This window comes from Sporomusa sp. KB1 (assembly GCF_007830295.1).
Taxonomy (GTDB): domain Bacteria; phylum Bacillota; class Negativicutes; order Sporomusales; family Sporomusaceae; genus Sporomusa.
In genome coordinates, this window is the sequence record NZ_VLKC01000002.1 from 2,249,702 (window position 1) to 2,269,536 (window position 19,835).

The 19,835-nt window shown below is 45.8% G+C and carries 18 protein-coding genes; 14 read left to right on the forward strand and 4 right to left on the reverse strand.

Annotated features, from left to right (window positions below; translation table 11 throughout):
* Positions 1–239 precede the first annotated feature (239 nt).
* Together SALPA_RS14065 and SALPA_RS14070 are read left to right on the forward strand one after the other, a co-directional pair.
* Positions 240–1,208: a DUF1858 domain-containing protein gene (locus SALPA_RS14065; RefSeq protein ID WP_145095151.1), complete on the forward strand. Its 969-nt coding sequence runs from the start codon at positions 240–242 to the stop codon at positions 1,206–1,208.
* A gap of 24 nt (positions 1,209–1,232) precedes the next feature.
* Complete coding sequence (locus SALPA_RS14070) at positions 1,233–1,901, forward strand: hypothetical protein (RefSeq protein WP_145095154.1); 669 nt, start codon at positions 1,233–1,235, stop codon at positions 1,899–1,901.
* A gap of 161 nt (positions 1,902–2,062) precedes the next feature.
* On the opposite strand, the gene SALPA_RS32440 is transcribed toward SALPA_RS14070, so the two are convergent.
* Together SALPA_RS32440 and SALPA_RS14080 are read right to left on the reverse strand one after the other, a co-directional pair.
* The gene (locus tag SALPA_RS32440) at positions 2,063–2,911 is read right to left on the reverse strand and encodes a methyl-accepting chemotaxis protein (RefSeq protein WP_145095157.1); all 849 of its coding nucleotides are present in this window, start codon (positions 2,909–2,911) and stop codon (positions 2,063–2,065) included.
* Positions 2,912–3,204: 293 nt separating this feature from the next.
* A complete protein-coding gene (locus tag SALPA_RS14080) occupies positions 3,205–3,900 on the reverse strand; it encodes a heparan-alpha-glucosaminide N-acetyltransferase (RefSeq protein ID WP_255451203.1) in 696 nt (231 codons plus the stop codon).
* A 264-nt stretch (positions 3,901–4,164) separates the two neighbouring features.
* On the opposite strand from SALPA_RS14080, the gene SALPA_RS14085 reads away from it, so the two are divergent.
* The 5 genes from SALPA_RS14085 to SALPA_RS14105 all read left to right on the forward strand — a co-directional run bounded on the left by SALPA_RS14085 (position 4,165) and on the right by SALPA_RS14105 (position 10,676).
* Complete coding sequence (locus SALPA_RS14085) at positions 4,165–4,509, forward strand: EamA family transporter (protein WP_145095160.1); 345 nt, start codon at positions 4,165–4,167, stop codon at positions 4,507–4,509.
* A gap of 102 nt (positions 4,510–4,611) precedes the next feature.
* The gene (locus tag SALPA_RS14090; protein ID WP_145095163.1) at positions 4,612–5,241 is read left to right on the forward strand and encodes a DUF47 domain-containing protein; all 630 of its coding nucleotides are present in this window, start codon (positions 4,612–4,614) and stop codon (positions 5,239–5,241) included.
* Entirely contained in the window at positions 5,234–6,232 is a 999-nt protein-coding gene (locus SALPA_RS14095; protein ID WP_145095166.1) for an inorganic phosphate transporter, read from the forward strand. The genes SALPA_RS14090 and SALPA_RS14095 overlap by 8 nt, the downstream gene beginning before the upstream one ends.
* Before the next feature lie 273 nt (positions 6,233–6,505).
* Positions 6,506–10,288, forward strand: a complete 3,783-nt coding sequence (locus SALPA_RS14100; protein WP_255451204.1) for a phosphoribosylformylglycinamidine synthase — start codon at positions 6,506–6,508, stop codon at positions 10,286–10,288.
* Positions 10,289–10,307: 19 nt separating this feature from the next.
* On the forward strand, positions 10,308–10,676 hold the full coding sequence (locus tag SALPA_RS14105; RefSeq protein ID WP_186451072.1) for a VOC family protein: 369 nt from the start codon (positions 10,308–10,310) through the stop codon (positions 10,674–10,676).
* A gap of 268 nt (positions 10,677–10,944) precedes the next feature.
* Here the strand turns inward: SALPA_RS14105 and SALPA_RS14110 are convergent, their stop codons facing one another.
* Positions 10,945–11,166, reverse strand: a complete 222-nt coding sequence (locus tag SALPA_RS14110) for a hypothetical protein (protein WP_145095175.1) — start codon at positions 11,164–11,166, stop codon at positions 10,945–10,947.
* 102 nt (positions 11,167–11,268) lie between these two features.
* Here SALPA_RS14110 and SALPA_RS14115 point away from each other — a divergent pair, with 102 nt between their 5' ends.
* From SALPA_RS14115 to SALPA_RS14125, 3 genes are all read left to right on the forward strand, one after another.
* Entirely contained in the window at positions 11,269–12,183 is a 915-nt protein-coding gene (locus SALPA_RS14115; protein ID WP_255451205.1) for a DUF2156 domain-containing protein, read from the forward strand.
* A gap of 214 nt (positions 12,184–12,397) precedes the next feature.
* A complete protein-coding gene (gene speD / locus SALPA_RS14120) occupies positions 12,398–13,243 on the forward strand; it encodes an adenosylmethionine decarboxylase (protein ID WP_145095181.1) in 846 nt (281 codons plus the stop codon).
* Between the two features lie 37 nt (positions 13,244–13,280).
* The gene (locus SALPA_RS14125; protein WP_145095184.1) at positions 13,281–13,862 is read left to right on the forward strand and encodes a cytochrome b/b6 domain-containing protein; all 582 of its coding nucleotides are present in this window, start codon (positions 13,281–13,283) and stop codon (positions 13,860–13,862) included.
* Positions 13,863–13,866: 4 nt separating this feature from the next.
* Here the strand turns inward: SALPA_RS14125 and SALPA_RS14130 are convergent, their stop codons facing one another.
* A complete protein-coding gene (locus SALPA_RS14130; protein WP_145095187.1) occupies positions 13,867–15,381 on the reverse strand; it encodes a Mur ligase family protein in 1,515 nt (504 codons plus the stop codon).
* 98 nt (positions 15,382–15,479) lie between these two features.
* On the opposite strand from SALPA_RS14130, the gene SALPA_RS14135 reads away from it, so the two are divergent.
* From SALPA_RS14135 to argS, 4 genes are all read left to right on the forward strand, one after another.
* Positions 15,480–16,292: a VanW family protein gene (locus tag SALPA_RS14135; protein WP_222427991.1), complete on the forward strand. Its 813-nt coding sequence runs from the start codon at positions 15,480–15,482 to the stop codon at positions 16,290–16,292.
* 42 nt (positions 16,293–16,334) lie between these two features.
* Positions 16,335–17,366 carry a SpoIID/LytB domain-containing protein gene (locus tag SALPA_RS14140; RefSeq protein WP_145095193.1) on the forward strand — a complete coding sequence of 344 codons (1,032 nt, stop codon included), beginning with the start codon at positions 16,335–16,337 and terminating at the stop codon, positions 17,364–17,366.
* 234 nt (positions 17,367–17,600) lie between these two features.
* On the forward strand, positions 17,601–18,083 hold the full coding sequence (locus tag SALPA_RS14145; RefSeq protein ID WP_255451206.1) for a DUF1934 domain-containing protein: 483 nt from the start codon (positions 17,601–17,603) through the stop codon (positions 18,081–18,083).
* Positions 18,073–19,740: an arginine--tRNA ligase gene (gene argS, locus SALPA_RS14150; protein WP_145095196.1), complete on the forward strand. Its 1,668-nt coding sequence runs from the start codon at positions 18,073–18,075 to the stop codon at positions 19,738–19,740. The genes SALPA_RS14145 and argS overlap by 11 nt, the downstream gene beginning before the upstream one ends.
* Positions 19,741–19,835: the final 95 nt, after the last annotated feature.

The window sequence follows — 19,835 nt, forward strand, 5'->3', positions numbered from 1 at the left end:
CCGGCAGGCTACCTGCCGGAGATTGTTTTTTTCTAAGTTTAGTTTTGGCCTGATAACGACAAACTAGGTATAAGCTATCATAGTAAGAGGTGTGACAAGAATCACGGCAGGCTGTGATATTTGGCAACGCAGGGGAGTCATTTTTATAATACAATGAACTCAAGTAATAAATGCACCTTATAGTGGGTTAAAGAATCAGTCCTACATAATTAGGTAAAAATAATTGAGGAGGTGGCAGTATGCTACCCAAAGGAGCAAACCTGCAAAAAATTCGGGAGGGAAATCGTACCTATGCTATAACCCCCCATCTTCCGGGCGGCTTTATCAAACCTGAGGTTATGCAAAAATACGTTGATGTTTCCAAAAAATATGGTGGGACAATGAAACTGACTTCTGGCCAGCGGATTATGATAACCGGGCTTAAAGCCGAGAATATTGAAAGTATCTGGGAGGAGCTGGGGATGCAGCCGGCCTTAGGCTTTGCCAATTGTGTACGCAGTGTCAAAATTTGCCCAGGCAATGCTTTTTGCAAACGTGGCAAGCAAGACAGCATTAAGCTGGGCTTAGAACTTGACAAACGGTATATCAAAAAAGAAATGCCCAGCCGGATTAAATTGGGAGTATCAGGCTGTCCTAACTCTTGCTCCGAGTCGTTCGTCAAAGATGTCGGTGTCATTGGCACCGATGCAGGCTGGGATGTCTACGTCGGCGGCAGCGCTGGTTCACATCCCCGTTTGGCCGATAAGCTCATTGAAAGCCTGGATTATGAGGATACTTTACGGATTATTGACATAGTGATGCGCTACTATCAGAAACATGCGGACATTGAACGCATTGGCCAGTTTATTGAACGTATCGGCCTGGACAAATTCAAAACCGATGTGCTGGCAGAATTTTATGGTGAAAAAAGTGCTGCTATTGAGCCTAAGGTGTCACAGTCTGCAACGGGAGAAAAAATTGTACCACTACCGGGTGGGCTGACAGAAGGAAATTTGGTATTTGGCGATGCTATTACCGGCGACAGTGTTATTAGTGACATTATCCGGGTATATCCACAGACAATTCCCGTATTCCGGTCCTTCGGCATGGGTTGTCTTGGTTGCCCATCCTCAGCTGGTGAGCCTGTTACGCAAGCAGCGGAAATCCATGGTATCAACATGCCTGAACTGTTGGCCGCTCTCAATAAAGTAGTTCCAGCCAATGACTAGTCAGAATATAAGGAGGAGAATAGTATGAGCGCCTTTTTAGCGCCGATCCATTACTGGTTATATAATAAAATCCGCGGTGTTATTGAACGTGAGCAATTTATCTTCAAGGCGGCAGAGAACCTCTGCGGCGGTACGGCAGAAGAAGCCCGCTCTCAGGCTTGGCAAAGCTATGGTGAGCCCTTGCCGGAAGCTGATTTACAAGAGCAGATTGACCACAGCAATATCCATGGCTGGCTGCAGCGGCAGATTAATGTGGCCGAAAGCCGGGAAGCCGCCTTTATCCAAGCACTAGTAGACAATTGTGGTGATGCCGCCATTGATGTAGCCCAAACAGCCTTCCGTGAGCATGGGGTCCATGCGGCTCGGCATGCTGATGCTCAGGGTAAATACGAAACATCTACCGCGCCCGGCATTTATAAGGCGATTAACGATTACTATCTGAATGGTATGCCTTGCGATCAGGCAGATGCTGTGCTGGAAAACACTCCTGACAAGATGGTGTGGGAGAATGCGGGTTGTCTGCAGGAACCTAACTGGAAACGGGTTGGAGCTGACAGTAAAATCATGCAAAAGCTTTATAATGAATGGTTGGCTGCCTTTGTCAATATTCTTAATCCTGGATTTGCCTTTAACCAAACTGCGGATACCCATGCTGGGGCTAAAAGTAACAGGTACGAAATTGTCCGGGTATAGGGAGAGACTCAGAGCTTCCTATCGCGTCATTTCTATCTGAGAATAGACGCGGCAGATTTTTGGACACATTGATAAAGCCCCTTGCTGGGGCTTTTTTGGCGTCCGGAAATTGGGGACAGGCTTCCATTTTGGTAAGGCTTTTTTAGAGGTTCATCAGGCAACTATCTGTATTGGCTTACATGAGTTTCCAGCAGTTTAGCGCCGGCAGTGAGACGTTCCAATACCGCCGATATTTCTTGGGTGGTGGCTGCCTGTTCCTGGCTGATTGCTCCGGATGCTTCTATCGAAGTATTAAGCTCAGCAACAGCTTGAGTCATTTCCTGTAAATTGCGCTGGATATTCTTTGTGGCTTCCTGAGATTGGTCGGCAAGCTTTCTGACTTCTTCGGCAACAACGGCAAAGCCCCGGCCGTGTTCACCGGCCCGGGCCGCTTCAATGGCTGCATTTAAGCCTAGCAAGTTAGTTTGCGCTGCAATATTTTTAATGAATTCCAAAATCTCTGTAGAATGTTTATTTTTTTCTGCTAAATCGCTGGATAATTGGAATAGACGTTGCCCCGAGGAGGCGAGTTCACTGGCACTGCCTGCGATTTGATGAACACTGTCAGCTGCCTGGGCGGTTGCGCTAACCATTTCCTCTACATTTTTAATCAAATCAAGGCTATGATTAAAATCAATGCCTGAACTTAATGTTCCAATAATCTCCTTATTTACTCCATAAATCGGCGTAAAAATTGTTTTTATTGGGCGCCCGTAGACTTCAGGGGGGATATCGTCATAGGTATTGGTACTGGTACGGATACATTCTTCCACGGTATGTATTCCTTGAATAGGTTTGCCTGCAGGAAGATCTAGTTCGAATTTTTTGGCACGATAATAACCGAGATATTCTTTTAAATCAGTAAGTCCAACAGCCATGTCTTCTCTAACTATTTGATTTAGGTATGGGAGAACCAGTTTAAAGGCAGCTAAAATGGCCTCATTGGTTACGGGTTGATCCTCATGTTGCATAATTAACTCTCCTCGCCAATTTAATAGTTATTGTTTCGATAGTTCGTCATTTTTTTAGGATATCCTTTTTAAAAAAAGTAGCTTTTTTGACAAGCAAGGCAAAGACTAGTTAATTATAGTCAAGCCTTTAAACGCAAAAGTTTAAATTGAATAAAATAGAAATAAGATAAACTTACTGTACAATAGTAAGTTTATCTTATTTGTTGATTTTTGCTCTGTATTGTTTATCGGTTTGATAAGACTATTTATAAATAAAATAAATAGTTACCCGCGTTGATTGACCTGGAAAGAAATTATAGATATATGAAAAGAAAGCTTAATACTGCTAAGATGATCGGCTGATGCACAAGATAAATAAGCAGCGACTGGCGGCCCAGCCAGCTTAGGGTGCGGATTGGGACGCAGGTGACGGCTGATGGCCACAGGGGTTGTCTGGCAGGATACAGCAGCTTGCCTGCCGCCATACCATAGAGTACTACGCCCAACCAGGGCAGTAGTGGATAGTAGTCTAGTGAGGCAAAGCCAGTGGGGGTGATGCCAAGCGGCAGCAGCCAGGTTGTTGTTGCCGTTAGACTGGCAATCCAGTGGCTTGTGATAAGTAAGGTAGTGCCTGCCAGTGTCAGCAGTAGAGCCGATTGTTTGGCTAACCAGGGGGCGGTAAACATACTGAATCCCAACAGGTGTAATATCCCAAACCGGATATACATCGTTGGATTATAGAAATATGTTACCAGTGTAATAAGCATACCTGTGCCGAACACAGTAAGGCCACGGCGTATTGGCTGGCGACTGAGGGTATTGCTTATTCCGGATACCAGCATAAATAGAATAGCCGCAGTCTTGCCCTGGTAGTACCAAAAACCGTTTAGATAGTCGAGTGACCAGTTGTAAAAGTAGGCTAAGTCAAAAACGATATGAAAGAGTATCATTAACAGGATAGCAATTCCCCGTAAACAATCTAGTTCAGTGATGCGGGCAGCTTGCGACAATAGTGGCAGCCTCCTTCAAGCGGTAGCTTATCATACTCTAACAATAGATGACAATTGAATTGTCGTCAAGCGGTGGCTGTTGGGTGAGTTAATTTGCTGAAGAATGAAAATTTACGATAGATACGCGACATATTATATAATGGATATTGATCATGGGAAAAGGGATTTCATAAGTTGGCAGGAATACCTGCTTGTGAAGGGAATATACTAATTTAGAATACTTTAAATTTTGGCCAGCGGATTTGCAGGTAGGATGGTGTCAACATGAAAGAACTATATGTAATATTACTTTCTGTCTTTATTGGTGCTGTGGGACAGGTTGGCTTAAAATACGGTGCTATGCGAATTCCTGACACCGGTTCCTTATGGGAAAAGGCGATAGCTGCCTGGCCGCTTATCGCGGGCTTGGCACTTTATGGTGTGAGTACATTGCTCTGGATTTATGCCCTCCGAACAGTGGAACTGAGTTACGCGTACCCACTGATTAGCCTTGGTTATATATTGGTATTTATTGCTTCGTATTTTATTTTTCATGAATCAATCAGTGTGCTTAGGCTGGGGGGACTTGTGCTTATAGTAAGCGGCATAATATTGGTAGCTAAGTCGTAATAGCAAATTAACTGAATATTAACATTTTTTTACAATTAGTTAACAAATGTCGGGGTTTTATGCTATAATCAGATCATATCCGACGAATTGAGGAGGCTAAGTATGGGATTTGGCTTAAAACCGCGTGAAGAAAAATTTTACGGGTATCTCTTGGAAAACACGCAACTGATTCGCGATGCGGCTGATGTACTACAGGTGGCTTTAAATCAAGAAGGTGATTTACCTGAATTAATGATTCAGATAGATGAGCTTGAGAAACGAGCGGATGTCAATACTGCAAAAATTATCGGCTTGTTACATAAGACTTTTATTACACCACTTGATCGGGAGGACATTTATGCTATTGCCCACAAACTAGATGATGTGATTGACTGTATCCAGGGAGTTATTGAACGTATGGAGTTATATAATGCGGGCACTGCATCAGAAGGCGCCAGAGAACTGGGGGCACTTATTGTCAAAGCGTCTAAACAAATTGACAAGTCGTTTTCCTATTTGCCTGAAATCAAAAAGCAGCGGGAAAAAGTTGAAGAACGCTGTGCCAAGATTATTGAGTATGAAATCCTGGGCGACAAGCTGTATCGCCAGGAAATGGCTAAGTTGTTTCGGGAAGTCACTGACCCTATTGAGATCATCAAGTGGAAAGAAATTTTGCTTCAATTAGAAGAAACACTGGATATTTCCGAGGATATCGCGAATTTGCTAAAGGGAGTCATTGTAAAATATGCCTGATTTGACGTTACTCTACGTCGTAGTTTTTTTTGCCTTAGCATTTGATTATATCAATGGTTTTCATGATACGGCCAACGCTATTGCCACCTCAGTATCGACCCGGGCTTTGGAACCGCAATATGCTGTCATGTTGGCAGCTGTTCTCAACTTTGCCGGGGCGCTCTATAGTACTGGTGTAGCTAAAACTATCGGTGGCGATCTGGTGAAATCGGCCTCATTGGTTAACCAGCAGGTTATAATTTCGGCCCTGTTTGGGGCTATTGTCTGGAACTTGATTACTTGGTGGTTTGGTATTCCCAGCAGCTCCTCTCATGCGCTTGTAGGTGGCGTTCTGGGGGCGGTAACCGTAGGGGCAGGATTTGAAGCCATTAACGTCTTTGGTGTTGAAAAAATTGTACTGTCGCTAGTAGTGTCACCACTGCTTGCTATGGCCGGCGGTTATGTTATCATGATTGCCATGATGTGGATTTTCCGTAGGCACGAGCCGGGAAAACTAAATACCGGATTTAAAAAGATGCAGCTTTTATCTGCCAGTATGATGTCATTTTCGCATGGTTCGAATGATGCGCAAAAGGCTATGGGCATTATTACGTTGGCGCTTTTAAGTTCTGGACAGATACCGACATTGGAGGTTCCGTTGTGGGTGAAATTTTCCTGTGCGACAGCAATGGCTTGTGGTACGGCTGTTGGCGGCTGGAAAATCATTAAAACAATGGGGGGCAGGATATTTAAGCTTGAGCCGATTACCGGTTTTGCTGCTGACTTGAACTCATCACTTGTTATTTTTGCTGCTACTAATCTTCACCTGCCAGTAAGTACTACCCATGTGGTGTCTGGCTCAATTATGGGAGTAGGCTCATCTAAACGCTTGACGGCTGTACGGTGGGGTGTGGCGCAGCAAATGCTGTTTGCCTGGGTTTTAACCATTCCGTTCAGCGCGCTAACCAGTGGACTAATGTATAAATTTTTATCGCTATTCATGCATAGCTAAACTTCAAATCATAAATTCCAAAGCAGCTCGGCGTAAGCGGGGCTGCTTTTTTCCCTACCAGCAAGGTTTTCTTTCTTAAAAGTAGGATAAGCCTTCATAGAAGGCATAACTTTCTTACAACTTGCCATTCAATTACCAACTCATTATAATGATAATAATATCCTGTCCAGATGGAAAGGATAACTTTCCCTGGGTAGAACGACTAATGTAATATTCCAGGCTAAGAGTGGGTTTTCCTATATTCTTTGCCTGTATTTTTAAGGAGGTATTGCCTTGGACACTGTTCGTCGTATATTTGTCGAGAAAAAACCAGGTTTTGCCGTTGAGGCTGAAGGAATATATTCTGATTTAAAACACCATCTGGGGATATCTGGTTTGACGGAAGTGCGTGTTTTGCACCGGTATGATATTAGTGGGATAAGTGAAGCTGAATTCAACGCTTCCCTGCGGACTATTTTTTCTGAACCACCTGTGGACGGTGTTTATCTTGAGCAATTTGCTGTGCCTGCCGGGGCAAAAGTGTTTGCGATGGAATATTTGCCAGGCCAATATGACCAACGGGCGGATTGGGCGGCTCAGTCTGTCCAGATACTTTCTCAGAAAGAACGTCCGGAGATTCGTACAGCCAAGGTGCTGGTGTTAGGGGGGCAGCTTTCAGAAACAGACCTTACTAAAATCAAGGAATACTGTATTAACCCAGTTGAGGCCAGAGAAGCTTTATTGCAAAAACCGGCATCATTGGTGGTACCGGCTACTATGCCGGAGGATGTGGCTGTGCTAGATGGTTTTAACAACCTGCCTCAGGCGGCATTGACCCAGTTTTTACAGGAGCGGGGTCTGGCAATGAGTCTGGAGGATTTGGTTTTCTGTCAGGCTTATTTTCGTGATGTGGAAAAGCGTGATCCGACAATTACCGAAATAAAAGTCATTGATACCTATTGGTCAGATCATTGCCGTCATACCACCTTTCACACCAGGATTGGACAAGTTGAAATTGAGGCAGGCCATTATAGTCAGCCTATTACCAAGGCCTGGGAGGAATACCGCAAAGCCCGGAATTATGTTTATGGGGAAAAAGCGGCTGAACGTGATATCAATCTGATGGATATTGCCACAACTGCCATGAAAGAACTAAAAAAACAGGGGCACTTAACAGATCTGGATGAATCAGAAGAAATTAATGCCTGTAGTATTGTTGTGCAGGCAGATATTGATGGACAGGCAGAAGACTGGCTGGTTATGTTTAAAAATGAAACACATAATCACCCCACAGAGATCGAGCCCTTCGGGGGAGCGGCCACTTGTCTGGGGGGGTGTATTCGGGATCCTTTGTCAGGCCGCGCCTATGCCTACCAGGCGATGCGCGTTACCGGCAGCGCCGATCCGCGTGTGCCACTGGAATGCACGCTGCCAGGCAAGTTGTCACAGCGTAAGATTACTACCAGTGCGGCGGCTGGCTATAGCTCCTACGGTAACCAAATTGGTTTGGCAACAGGTCAAGTGGCCGAAGTTTATCATGATGGATATGTTGCTAAACGTATGGAAATCGGTGCTGTTATGGCGGCTGTTCCCAAACACCAGGTTGTGCGTGAAGCGCCAGAGCCTGGCGATATCGTCCTATTAGTTGGCGGTCGTACCGGACGCGACGGTTGTGGCGGTGCTACCGGCTCATCCAAAGCCCATACGGAAGAATCGCTGGAGACTTGCGGCGCGGAAGTCCAAAAGGGTAACCCGCCGACAGAACGTAAAATCCAGCGGTTATTCCGTCATAGTGCGGTTAGCATGATGATTAAACGCTGCAATGATTTTGGTGCCGGTGGTGTGTCTGTGGCTATTGGGGAACTTACCGATGGTCTGGAAATTAACTTGGATGCTGTCCCCAAAAAATATGAAGGGCTTGACGGGACAGAACTTGCTATCTCGGAGTCGCAGGAGCGGATGGCGGTAGTGGTTGCCGCTGACAATGCGCAAAAATTTATTGAATATGCGGATGCCGAGAATCTGGAGGCTACTCTGGTTGCTAAGGTATCTGATGATAATCGCCTGACTATGTTGTGGCGCGGTAAGGCAATTGTCAGCCTTAGCCGTGATTTCTTAAACACCAATGGGGCCAAGCAGCATACAAACGTACAGGTGACTGCGCCAGTTAGTAATAGTTATTTTGCAGGTACATCTATCGGGGGTGAGGTAACTGCGCAAAATATCAAAGACGTGTGGCTGAAGACTTTGCAAAATATCAATGTTGGTAGTCAAAAGGGTCTGGCAGAGCGCTTTGACAGCAGCATTGGCGCAGGCACTGTCTTGATGCCGTTTGGCGGCAAACACCAGGCTACCCCTGCCGAAGGCATGGTGGCTAAATTGCCAGTGGTATCAGGCAATACTACTACTGGCACAATCATGACCTATGGTTTTAATCCCAATCTTTCAAGCTGGAGTCCGTTTCATGGTGCTGTCTATGCTATTGTGGAGGCTGTAGCCAAGGTGGCAGCCTTAGGTGGTAATTTCCGGACCGTGCGGCTGACCTTGCAGGAGTATTTTGAAAAACTGGGACAAGACAACGTCAAATGGGGCAAGCCATTTAGTGCCTTGTTAGGCGCTTTCTACGCTCAGCAGCAGCTGGGTATTCCGGCAATTGGCGGTAAGGACAGTATGTCAGGCTCTTTTAATGAGCTTACTGTGCCGCCGACGCTGGTAGCGTTTGCGGTAACACCCGTTAATGTTAGGCAAGTAATCTCGCAGGAATTTAAGCAAGCTGGCAGCCAAGTGGCCGTTATCCGCCTCAGGCGGGACAAAGAGGATTTACCTGATTTTACTGCTTTAGCAGCTACCTACGACAAAGTGAGGGAGCTTGCCCAAACTGGTAAAATAAGTTCAGCTTATACGATTAAAGCAGGCGGTATTGCTGAGGCCGTCAGCAAAATGGCCTTTGGTAATCGCATTGGGATTGAGTTTGCGAAACAAGTAGCTGTCCAGGATCTGTTTACTCCAGACTATGGCTCGCTGGTTCTTGAACTATCTGCCGGACTAGATCTTACCCAGGCGTTTGGCAATATAGAATATCAGTTACTTGGTCAGACAACGCCAAATCCGGTTATTTGCATTAATGAAGTTACGATAACTTTGGAGGAAGCGTTTGCCGCCTGGGAACAGCCATTGGAGAAGGTATTTCCTACTCGCCCGGAGCTTATTAGCGGCCGACCGCAAAGCTTCGCTGCTTATACGGAAAGAAATAAGCGGCGGCCAAGGGCAGCTATCGCTAAGCCACGAGTACTTATTCCAGTATTTCCCGGAACCAATTGTGAATATGATACCATCAAGGTTTTTGAGCAGGCTGGAGCCATTGCCGAATCACTGGTTATTCGTAACCTTTCTGGCACTCATATTGAAGAATCGATTACGGCACTTGCCAGAGGCATTGCTGGTGCTCAGATTATCATGTTGCCTGGCGGTTTCAGCGCTGGCGACGAGCCTGATGGTTCAGGTAAATTTATCGCCACTATGTTTCGCAATCCCCGGGTAAAGGAAGCGGTTACTGAACTGCTGCAACGACGGGACGGCCTGATGCTTGGCATCTGCAACGGTTTCCAGGCACTTATTAAATTAGGGTTGGTTCCCTATGGCGAAATTCAGGACTTAACTGAGCATAGTCCGACGCTGACGTTTAATAAAATTGGTCGTCATATTTCCTGTATGGTCAATACTAAGGTAGTATCTACCTTGTCACCATGGCTGAGTAATGTTGAGGCTGGTGAGGTATTTGCCATTCCTGCCTCGCATGGTGAGGGACGTTTTTATGCCACTGCTGAGGAAATTGCACAATTGGCAGCTAATGGCCAAATCGCGACTCAGTATGTTGATTTTGATGGTCTTGCTACCTATGACGCTAGTTTTAATCCCAATGGGTCCTTTCACGCTATTGAGTCTATCACCAGCCCAGATGGGCGGATACTTGGGAAAATGGCTCATTCTGAGCGTATTGGCAACCATGTTGCCATCAATATTCCGGGCAGCAAAGATCAGCGTCTGTTTAGTGCCGGTGTCAATTATTTTAAATAGCAGCAGGGGGGAAACCTATATGTATAATGTCGCTCATATCGGGATAGTAGTTAAAGACATGGACAAATCCCTGGAATTCTATACCACTGTTTTAGGATGTGCGTTAGAGGAGAGTTACCAGGATGAGCGTGTTCACCTGGCATTTGTCAAAGCAGGTCAGCAAACAATTGAGCTTATTCAACATCAGGAAGATAGTGTAAAGGTACGTGGTGCGGGTATCGTTGATCATATTGCCTTTGCGGTAACTGATATTGCTGCCGAAATGGACAAGCTCCGGCAGCATAATGTGACGTTATTATTTGATCAGCCCAAGATGGTAAGCGGCAAAAAGATTCTATTTTTTGCCGGGCCTGATGATGAACGATTGGAATTTGTGCAAAATCTGTAGGAACTTGTTTCAGCATAGCTGAAACATCGGTTTGTTCAGGTGAGGCTACCCCACCTGAACAAACGCCGCCTGCAGAGGAGGGAGTCTTAACTCGCCGCAAAAGATAAAAAGGAACGGTTCTTGCTTGTGCTGGTTTATGAATCCAGCAGACAAGAACCGTTCTTCACCGTCCCAACAGAAAGTACAGCTTCTGTTGGGACCGGATACAGGCAACAGCGACTTTTGCTGTCGCCGAAAGCTTGGTGCAAATAGGTTTTTTTATTCACCGTTAGGCCGGGCCGATGCCAGGGGGATGTTTGGGCGCGTTTTCAGCAATTGGACATTTTTCTAAACCGCATTCATCGCTATAATCGCAGTCAATCTCTTCGATCTGGTAATGCGGTGCAGCTTGGTTTGGGATATAGTTTTCACAGTAAATGGCAATAATGCTGTGGCGTTTTTTTAGATGAGGACAATCACCAGATAAAAGAGTGGGTGCGCGTTTGCTCATTCTATCACCTCCGTCTTTTGTTGCGTCTTGCTTGTAACTAGCATATAATAGAAAGTATTAATTAAAAATAATATGCAAATATTTCTGCTTAAATTAGCAGTATTGAACATATTGGGGGGTCTTAGTATCAACTTCCAGAATATTACGTTGGGGCAAAAAGCTTTGTTTGATAAGTGTTTTAGTCAGCGCCGTTACGAAAATGCTCATTATAATTTCACTAATTTATATATGTGGCGCAATTTGTATTCCATTAAATGGGCGGAAGTAGATGGCTGCTTGGTTATTAAGGCTGGTCGCGGTGAGAAACAGTTTATGCTGCAGCCGTTTGGTCCTGATGCAGGGATAGAGAGAATCCTAACGGAGATGGCAAATTATTGTACAGAGAATAACCAGGTTTTTAGACTATCGGGGATAGAAAAATTTATGGTAGACATCCTCGAAAAATGGCGACCAGGGAAGTTTGCTATTACCGCTGACCGGGACAATTACGATTATGTTTATAATAGCAGGGATTTGATTGAATTAAAAGGCCGTAAATATCATAGTAAGAAAAATCATGTTAATAGTTTTCTCCGCAATTACAGTAACTATCAGTATATAGCGTTGACGTCCGAGTGGGTGCCGCGCTGTGTTGAAACCCAAATAGAGTGGTGTAGAAAAAAAGGCTGTGATGATGATGCGATGCTAAAAGGAGAGCGGGATGCGATTATTGAAGTGCTTACCCATTGGAACGAGCTTAAGTTGACTGGCGGTTTAATTTATATTAATGAAAAAGTGGAGGCTTTTAGCTTTGGTGAGCAACTAAACAGTGATACTGCAGTTATCCACGTCGAAAAAGCCAATCCGGATATTCGTGGTGTTTATCCGGTGATTAATCAACAATTTTGTGCCAATGCCTGGCGAAAACTGACATATATCAATCGGGAGGAGGATATGGGATTAGAGGGGTTGCGCAAAGCCAAGGAATCGTATTGTCCGGTGAAAATGGTAGAAAAATTTATTGCTATCCTAAAATAGTAACCCCGCTAGCGGGTAAACTATTGTTAGAGACCTGTGGCTGTAGGCTGCAGGTCTAAAAATTTTGGTAAACCGCTATACTTTTAGCTTGGTTGTGGTATAATCGTTAAAGGATTTTTCGTTGCTCTTATTGGCGCAGACAGGTGTTTTATTTAAAACAATATGGTGCTTTTGGATATAGTCAATCATTTCAGTGAGGAGAAGGACGGTCAAGATGGAAATTAAAGCAATTAAAAAACTAAAACTGTATGGTTTTAATAATCTTACTAAGACACTCAGCTTTAATATGTATGATATCTGTTATGCGAAGACGCCGCAGCATCGTCATTCTTATATTGAGTATATTGATGAGGAATATAGTGCTGAACGGTTGACCAATATTCTAACAGAAGTGGCCAATATAATTGGAGCTAATATCTTAAATATTGCCAAGCAGGATTATGATCCCCAGGGCGCCAGTGTTACCATGCTGATTTCAGAAGAGCCGGTTAATCAACCGGGAGAGCCCGTAACCAGCGAGGAGTGCGGGGAATGTGAGCTTAACAGTGAGCCTAAGTCAGAGGCTGTTGTCTGCCACCTGGATAAAAGCCACATTACTGTCCACACCTATCCTGAAAGCCATCCGGATGAAGGCATCAGCACCTTCCGGGCAGATATTGATGTATCGACTTGCGGTCATATTTCGCCGCTCAAGGCCTTGAACTTTCTGATTAATACTTTCCAGCCTGATATTACGGCCATTGATTACCGGGTGCGAGGTTTTACCCGCGATGTGAATGGCAAAAAGTATTTTATTGATCATAAAATAAATTCTATCCAAAACTATATTTCCAGCGAGAATCGGGACATATACCAAATGATTGATGTTAATGTCTATCAAGAAAATATTTTCCATACTAAAATGTTGTTAAAAGAATTTGATTTGGATAACTATTTATTTGGAACCGCCAAAAAGGAACTCATGGCTGGCGAGAAGAAAAAAATTAAACAGCGCCTCAAAAAAGAGATGGCTGAGATTTTTTATGGGAAAAATATTCCCAAAGTCAATTTGAAATTATGAGTACATTAAAATCCCCCAATTGGGGGATTTTATTTTTATGAAACTATTATTACATCCTTTGCCTGTGCGTATTTTTCACTGGATTATGGCTCTTACCATTAGCTATCTTGTTGCAACAGGATTGTATCTGCATGACCCCTGGGGGACGCTATCTTATGGTGTAATGCGCAAAACACATACTATTGCCGGTATTATACTTGTTTTAAATTTATGGGGGCAGATTTACTACTATCTTGTTACCGGCAAATATACCGAGATACTGTTTACGCCGCATGATTTTCCCAACCTGCGCAGCTTCTTTCGATACGCGTTGTTTATCACTGAGCATCACCCGAATTATGGGCGCTATAACCCGGGGCAAAAGGTGCTGTTTACTTGCTGGGGACTTGCTGCCCTGCTAGCGGGAGCGGCTGCATTACCGTACTTCTTTCCTGAGTATGCTGATTGGCTCAGTCGGCCGCTTGGCGGTCTTGGAGGGATTCGGATTATTTTTTACGGCATTGCCATGTTTTTTCTGGCAACCATTCCGCTGCATTTGTATTTGGCGTTGACCGAAGAACCTGCCAAGCTGCAGGCGATGTTCTCGGGTTATATAAACAAAGAGCCTAAAGGGAAGTAATACTTTACTGTGTTGCATCTAGATTTAAGGCAAACGTTGGCTGATAAACCTGGGGTTGACAGTGATTTTGCGTTTTGGCGGACTTGACCATTGCGGTCAACACTTGCCGGCCGGTATCCATACCTTGGGCACCGATTAATACAATAAGATCACCGCTGCGGGCATGACTGAGTGCAGCGGTGATCGCCGCAGATAAAGTGCTGGTGTGGGTATAGCCGGTTTTTAGTGTGTTGAGTGTTGACAGAAAGGCCACCCTTTCTTCGGGGGTTACTGTATCAGGTGGACCAACCTGGTCGGCGCTGTCGGTAATAATTAATTCAAACGGTAATTTTTTACTGAGACCGGCAAGGGTTGCGGCATTGGCGGCGTTAATTGCCGGACCGCGCTGACCGCGGATGGCATTAACAACAACAAGCTGCTGATAGCGCAGCGTGTTTGTTGTATCGAAAACAGCTTCAATACTGCCTGGATTTAGAGCCGTATCATCAACAACAGTGAGTCCGTCGATATGGAAAATATCCATACGCCGTTCAACGCCCCGGAAATCGGCTAACGCCTGGGAAATGACTGCTGGTGTCAGGCCCTGTATTAGGGCGGCGGCAGCGGCCAATAGTGCATTTTCGATATTATGGCGTCCGGGAATGGCTAATGTCATAGCATATTGGCCGGCTGGTATTTGTTGGCCATTGAGTGCGATCAACGGGTTGCTGATTGTAAGGATAAAGCCACTGCCATAGGCTGTCAGGTGGGTAATACCGGCGCAGATGTCGGCCGGGCTATTGACTGCAACGGTAATAAGCCTGCCGGTAAAATGGGAAGCAATAACCTGGCAGTAGGGATCGGCGATATTGATAATCAGGGGAGCTTGGGGGGGAAGCAAGTCCAGAAACTTAGTTTTGGCCGCAAGATAGTTGGCAAAATTGCCATGAAAATCGAGGTGGTCGGCACATAGATTGCTAAATATGCCTGTTGAAAAACGAACATGAGTAACGCGATGCATATCAACGCCCTGTGCGGATACTTCCATAGCGGCATGGGTAACTTTGTTTCTAAGCATTTGTGCCAGATAGTGTTGAAGAGTAACCGCATCTGGTGTTGTCAGGGTACTGGGGATAGCGTTTTTGCCGGTATTGACCCGGACGGTGCCGATAAGTCCAGTCTGGAAGCCATTACGGATAAAAATATGTTCAAGCAGGCAGGCAATAGTAGTTTTGCCATTAGAGCCTGTTATACCTACAAGGTTCAATTTGTGTGACGGGTTTTCATAAAAGGCCGCAGCCAGCTCAGACAGGGCCAATCTGGCGTTAGCTACAACAAGTACCGGAATGGGCAGCGGTGGCAGATGGTCTGGGCAATCGCTCACAATCACCAGTGCTCCCCGGTCAGCGGCAGCTTGGGCAAACGTATTACCATCGGCGGCGCGGCCACAGATCGCCACAAAAATATACCCTGGCTGTACCTTGTCAGAATGGCAGGTAATTCCTGTTGCTTTGCTAACCCAATTCTCAAGTACCTGCATATCATTTCCTCCTTGTCAGCAAATAAGATACTCCATGGTATTCCCACTACAGGCAGGAGGTGAACGAGATAAAAAATCTTTTGCAATTTCTGTTTCTCATGCTTATTATGCTACTGGCACTTAACGCCGGTTGCGGTCTAAAAACGCCTGCTCCCAAACCTGAAGTTCGCCTAGTAGCTGACCAGGTTACCATTGAAGGACAGCCTGTAGGCGCTATGACGATGGAACAAGCCACCAGAGTTTTGGTTAACTTGGCCAAGGCCAAAGATGTGCCGGCCGTAAATGCCGGCTTTGCCCCTGAAACCGGCGAGGTTATTCCTGAACGTCCGGGTCAGCGTCTCAATGTGTCAGCCACTTTGAACGAATTGTTTGCTGCAGCGCCTGGCAGCAAGGTTACATCAGTCTATCAGCAGTTTGTGCCTGATATTACCCAAGATAAGCTTGCTCGTAGTCACAAGCTGGGGCGTTATACTACACAAATTTTGGATGATAGCCCGGGGCGTCTTGCCAATATCCGTCTGACAGCCAAATTAATCAACAACACAGTTCTTGAATCCGGGCAGGAATTTTCTTTCAACAGACTAACAGGCGAACCGACGGCCGGCAGGGGTTTTCAACCAGCAGCAATATTTGGCGATAAGGGAAAAACGGAGCAGGGGCTTGGGGGTGGCATGTGCCAGGTGTCATCAACTCTATATAATGCGGTATTGGCTGCAAATCTTACAGTTACCGAGCGTCATCCTCATTCCCAACCGGTAAAATATGTGCCGCCAGGCAAGGATGCCACTACCTACACAGATAAGGATTTTCGCTTTATCAACACCACGCGCCATCGCCTGATAAGCCGTGTTTTTACTGATGAGACAGGTTCTCAGCTAACAGTGGAACTATGGGGATTGCCTGACGTATAAGCTTGAAACTTTCCAGCCATACTAAACACGAGGTGGGAGCGCATGAAAAACAAGACATGGAATACCGCACTAGTCGTAGGAATTTTGCTGGCATTTCTCACGGGAGCGTACACACTACTCAAGCCTCCCGCCCAAAAACCAACACCTGCACCAACACCGGCACCGACTGAGCAGGAACCGGCCCCGGCGCCACCTGCGCCGGTACCACAGCCGATTCCAGGAGTTGCGCCTTTTGATGCAGCTAAATATGCTAATGAACCACAAATAAAAGTCTATCTGGCAGACAAAGGCTCGATCGAGACTATGCCGCTAGAGAAGTACATTGAAGGGGTTATTGCCCAGGAGATGGAGCCGGATTGGCCGACAGAGGCCTTAGCGGCACAGGCCATTGCCTCACGTACCCTGACAATCAGTGCCATTGAGGCTGGGACAATAAAAAAACTACATAATGCCGATGTCAGTACAGCGAAAGAAGAGCTTCAGGCTTTTGCTCCCCAGAAAGTCAACGACAGTGTGCGGCAGGCCGTGGCCCGGACACGCGGTGAAGTACTGTTATATGCCGGTGGACTTGTTAATGCAATCTATAGTTCCTGCAATGGGCAAATTGGTGCTACCAGAGAAGAAAGCTTCCCTAAAGAAATTCCTCATGACACGCCATATTTCCAGCCTGTCAAAGATAACTGCTTTACCTATGCCCCAGAACAAATAGAATCCTGGACAGTAAAAATTCCGGCTTCCCAGGTTGCAGCTGCCATCGGCTATACTGGTAACCCAGCCGATATCCGTATTTTGGAGAAAGGGCCATCTGGTCGGATTCTCTATATTGGGGCTGGCAATAAAAAAATGTATGGTGCTGATTTCCGCAGAGCTATCGGCTATGATGTTCTGAAATCCACCTTAGTTACGGAAATGAATGTGGAAGATGGTTACTTCATTTTTAAGGGCAACGGCTGGGGCAATGGTGTTGGTTTGTGCCAATGGGGCGCCTATACCTTTGCCAAAGAGGGCAAGCAGGCCGAGGATATTGTCAGGCATTATTATCCTGGCACGGAAGTGAAAAAACTATGGCAATGATTTGTTAAAGAAAAGAAATTTATTCACTGACTTCATATTGGATGAATTTTATAGTAATTTCTGCATACATTAATTACGCGAGGTAGTATGGCGGCTACCTCCCGGGGACTGCGCCGCTTGTCTGGTACGCACGGACAGGCGGCGCAATTTATTTTCTTGATTTTTTTGCAATATTGGTCTTATGAATATTGGCAATAGCTTTCGACTACGCTATAATAATAAAGTTAAGGTTCTGTGAAGGGATTGAGTCTGATCGAACAGAGTAATACGGATATTAGCCATGTACTCATTTCTGTGAAGGGCTCACAACAGGATGATCATGGCGAAGAAGATACAATTGAATTATTTACGCATGGGCGTCGGTATGCGAAAAATGGGGTCCACTACATCACGTATCAGGAAAGCGGGATTAGTGGGATGGAAGGCGCCTCAACACTCTTAAAAGTCTACACAGATTATGTTATTCTGGTGCGTAGGGGCGGCGTTGACCAGCGGCAGGAATTTCGGGTTGGGCAGCGCTCACGTTCCAGGTATGTCACACCCTACGGCACAATGGAAATTAGTATACAAACAACCCGGCTGGCGATAACCCGTGCTGAGGATAATAGTCAGGTTACCGGAATACATATTGAGTATGAGCTGGAAATAGACGGACAGTGGCAAAGCACCAATAAACTTGCTGTCCTTATACAGGGGGATAAGAAGAATGGACATTAAACAACAGCTAATTGCCGCTATTGGACAAGCAGCGAACAAAGCGATAGCGGATGGCGTATTTGTTGCCGAGCGTCTGCCTGAGATAACACTGGAAGTGCCGCCACAAAAGGAGTTTGGCGATTATGCGACTAATTTTGCCATGCAGTCGGCGAAAGCGGCTAAGATGAATCCGCGGGTGATTGCCCAGGCGATTATCGACCGGCTTAATGAGCCATGGCTGGATAAAGCCTTGCTGGCTGGGCCGGGGTTTATTAACTTTTATCTTAAGTCAGATATCCTATACCAAGATTTAACGGATATATTGGCTGCCGGGGAAAATTTCGGCCAGACTAACGCCGGACAAGGTCAGCGGGTACAGGTAGAGTTTGTCAGTGCCAACCCCACCGGGCCATTGCATGTTGGTCATGGCCGGGGGGCGGCCGTAGGCAGCGCCCTTGTTAATCTGCTTCGGGTAGCAGGTTACCAGGTGGAGGCGGAATTTTATATCAACGATGCCGGCAATCAGATGGATAACCTGGCAGCTTCTGTCAACGCCCGGTATTTGGAGCTTATGGGGAAAGCAGTTGATTTTCCCGAAGATGGCTATCATGGCAGGGATATCATTGATACAGCTGAGAGGATTATTGACAAACATGGCGACAAATATCTCAGTATGCCGGAGGCAGAGCGTTTAGCCGCGTTCAAGGAAGTGGGACTAAAGGAAAAGCTGGCTGCGCTTAAAGACGATTTGGAACAGTTTGGCGTCAATTTTGACGTATGGTTTAGCGAACGCACACTACATAACAGTGGTTCTGTAGCAGCTACCTGTGAATTGTTAAAGGCCAATGGCAGTATCTATGAGAAAGATGGTGCCTTATGGTTAAAATCGACAGCCTATGGTGATGATAAAGACCGGGTAGTGATTCGCGATAATGGGGTGCCTACCTATTTGGCTGCTGATATTGCCTATCATCGTGATAAATTTGCCCGTGGTTTTAACAAGGTTATTAATATTTGGGGGGCGGATCACCATGGTTACATTTGCCGGGTTAAGGCCGCGATTAGTGCCATGGGATATAATGCGGATAACCTGGAAGTAATGATTTTGCAGATGGTAAGCCTATATCAAGATGGCCAGCTTGTCAAGATGTCCAAACGGACAGGGCAAGGCGTAACCTTGAGTGAACTTATTGAGGAAGTGGGGCGCGATGCCGCCCGGTATTTCTTCATTATGCGTTCCACTGACAGCCAGCTTGACTTTGATCTTGATTTGGCAAAATCTCATTCCAATGAGAATCCGGTGTATTACATCCAGTACGCTCATGCCCGGATATCCAGTATTTTTCGCCAAGTGGCAGATGCGGGCTTACCTGTTCCTGCTGTCTGGGACCAAAGTAAGCTGGAACTTTTAACAGAGCAGGCAGAAATTGATTTAATCAAAAAAATGGCGATATTCCCAGAAGAGGTTGCCAGTGCTGCTTGTGAGCGTGCGCCGCACCGGATTGCCCGCTATGCGCATGAATTAGCCAGCCTGTTCCATACCTTTTATAATCAATGCCGGATTATTGGCGTTGATCCTGACTTACAGGCCGCCCGTCTGGCACTTGTGACAGCGGTAAGGGCAACGGTAAAACAATCACTTGGTATCCTGGGGGTTGCTGCTCCCAACAAAATGTAAATCGCTTACTTTCCAGGAATGTTTTACAGCAATCGGGAGGAATTTACCTCTGTGTGTTGAATATAAAACGCGGATTGTTAAGTGCGGAGGGTAAA

Excerpts from the sequence above, each read along its gene's own strand:
- SALPA_RS14065 (WP_145095151.1), top strand. The coding sequence starts at position 240 with ATGCTACCCAAAGGAGCAAACCTGCAAAAAATTCGGGAGGGAAATCGT.
- SALPA_RS14070 (WP_145095154.1), top strand. The coding sequence starts at position 1,233 with ATGAGCGCCTTTTTAGCGCCGATCCATTACTGGTTATATAATAAAATC.
- SALPA_RS32440 (WP_145095157.1), bottom strand. The coding sequence starts at position 2,911 with ATGCAACATGAGGATCAACCCGTAACCAATGAGGCCATTTTAGCTGCC.
- SALPA_RS14085 (WP_145095160.1), top strand. The coding sequence starts at position 4,165 with ATGAAAGAACTATATGTAATATTACTTTCTGTCTTTATTGGTGCTGTG.
- SALPA_RS14090 (WP_145095163.1), top strand. The coding sequence starts at position 4,612 with ATGGGATTTGGCTTAAAACCGCGTGAAGAAAAATTTTACGGGTATCTC.
- SALPA_RS14095 (WP_145095166.1), top strand. The coding sequence starts at position 5,234 with ATGCCTGATTTGACGTTACTCTACGTCGTAGTTTTTTTTGCCTTAGCA.
- SALPA_RS14105 (WP_186451072.1), top strand. The coding sequence starts at position 10,308 with ATGTATAATGTCGCTCATATCGGGATAGTAGTTAAAGACATGGACAAA.
- SALPA_RS14110 (WP_145095175.1), bottom strand. The coding sequence starts at position 11,166 with ATGAGCAAACGCGCACCCACTCTTTTATCTGGTGATTGTCCTCATCTA.
- speD (WP_145095181.1), top strand. The coding sequence starts at position 12,398 with ATGGAAATTAAAGCAATTAAAAAACTAAAACTGTATGGTTTTAATAAT.
- SALPA_RS14125 (WP_145095184.1), top strand. The coding sequence starts at position 13,281 with ATGAAACTATTATTACATCCTTTGCCTGTGCGTATTTTTCACTGGATT.
- SALPA_RS14130 (WP_145095187.1), bottom strand. The coding sequence starts at position 15,381 with ATGCAGGTACTTGAGAATTGGGTTAGCAAAGCAACAGGAATTACCTGC.
- SALPA_RS14135 (WP_222427991.1), top strand. The coding sequence starts at position 15,480 with ATGCTTATTATGCTACTGGCACTTAACGCCGGTTGCGGTCTAAAAACG.
- SALPA_RS14140 (WP_145095193.1), top strand. The coding sequence starts at position 16,335 with ATGAAAAACAAGACATGGAATACCGCACTAGTCGTAGGAATTTTGCTG.
- argS (WP_145095196.1), top strand. The coding sequence starts at position 18,073 with ATGGACATTAAACAACAGCTAATTGCCGCTATTGGACAAGCAGCGAAC.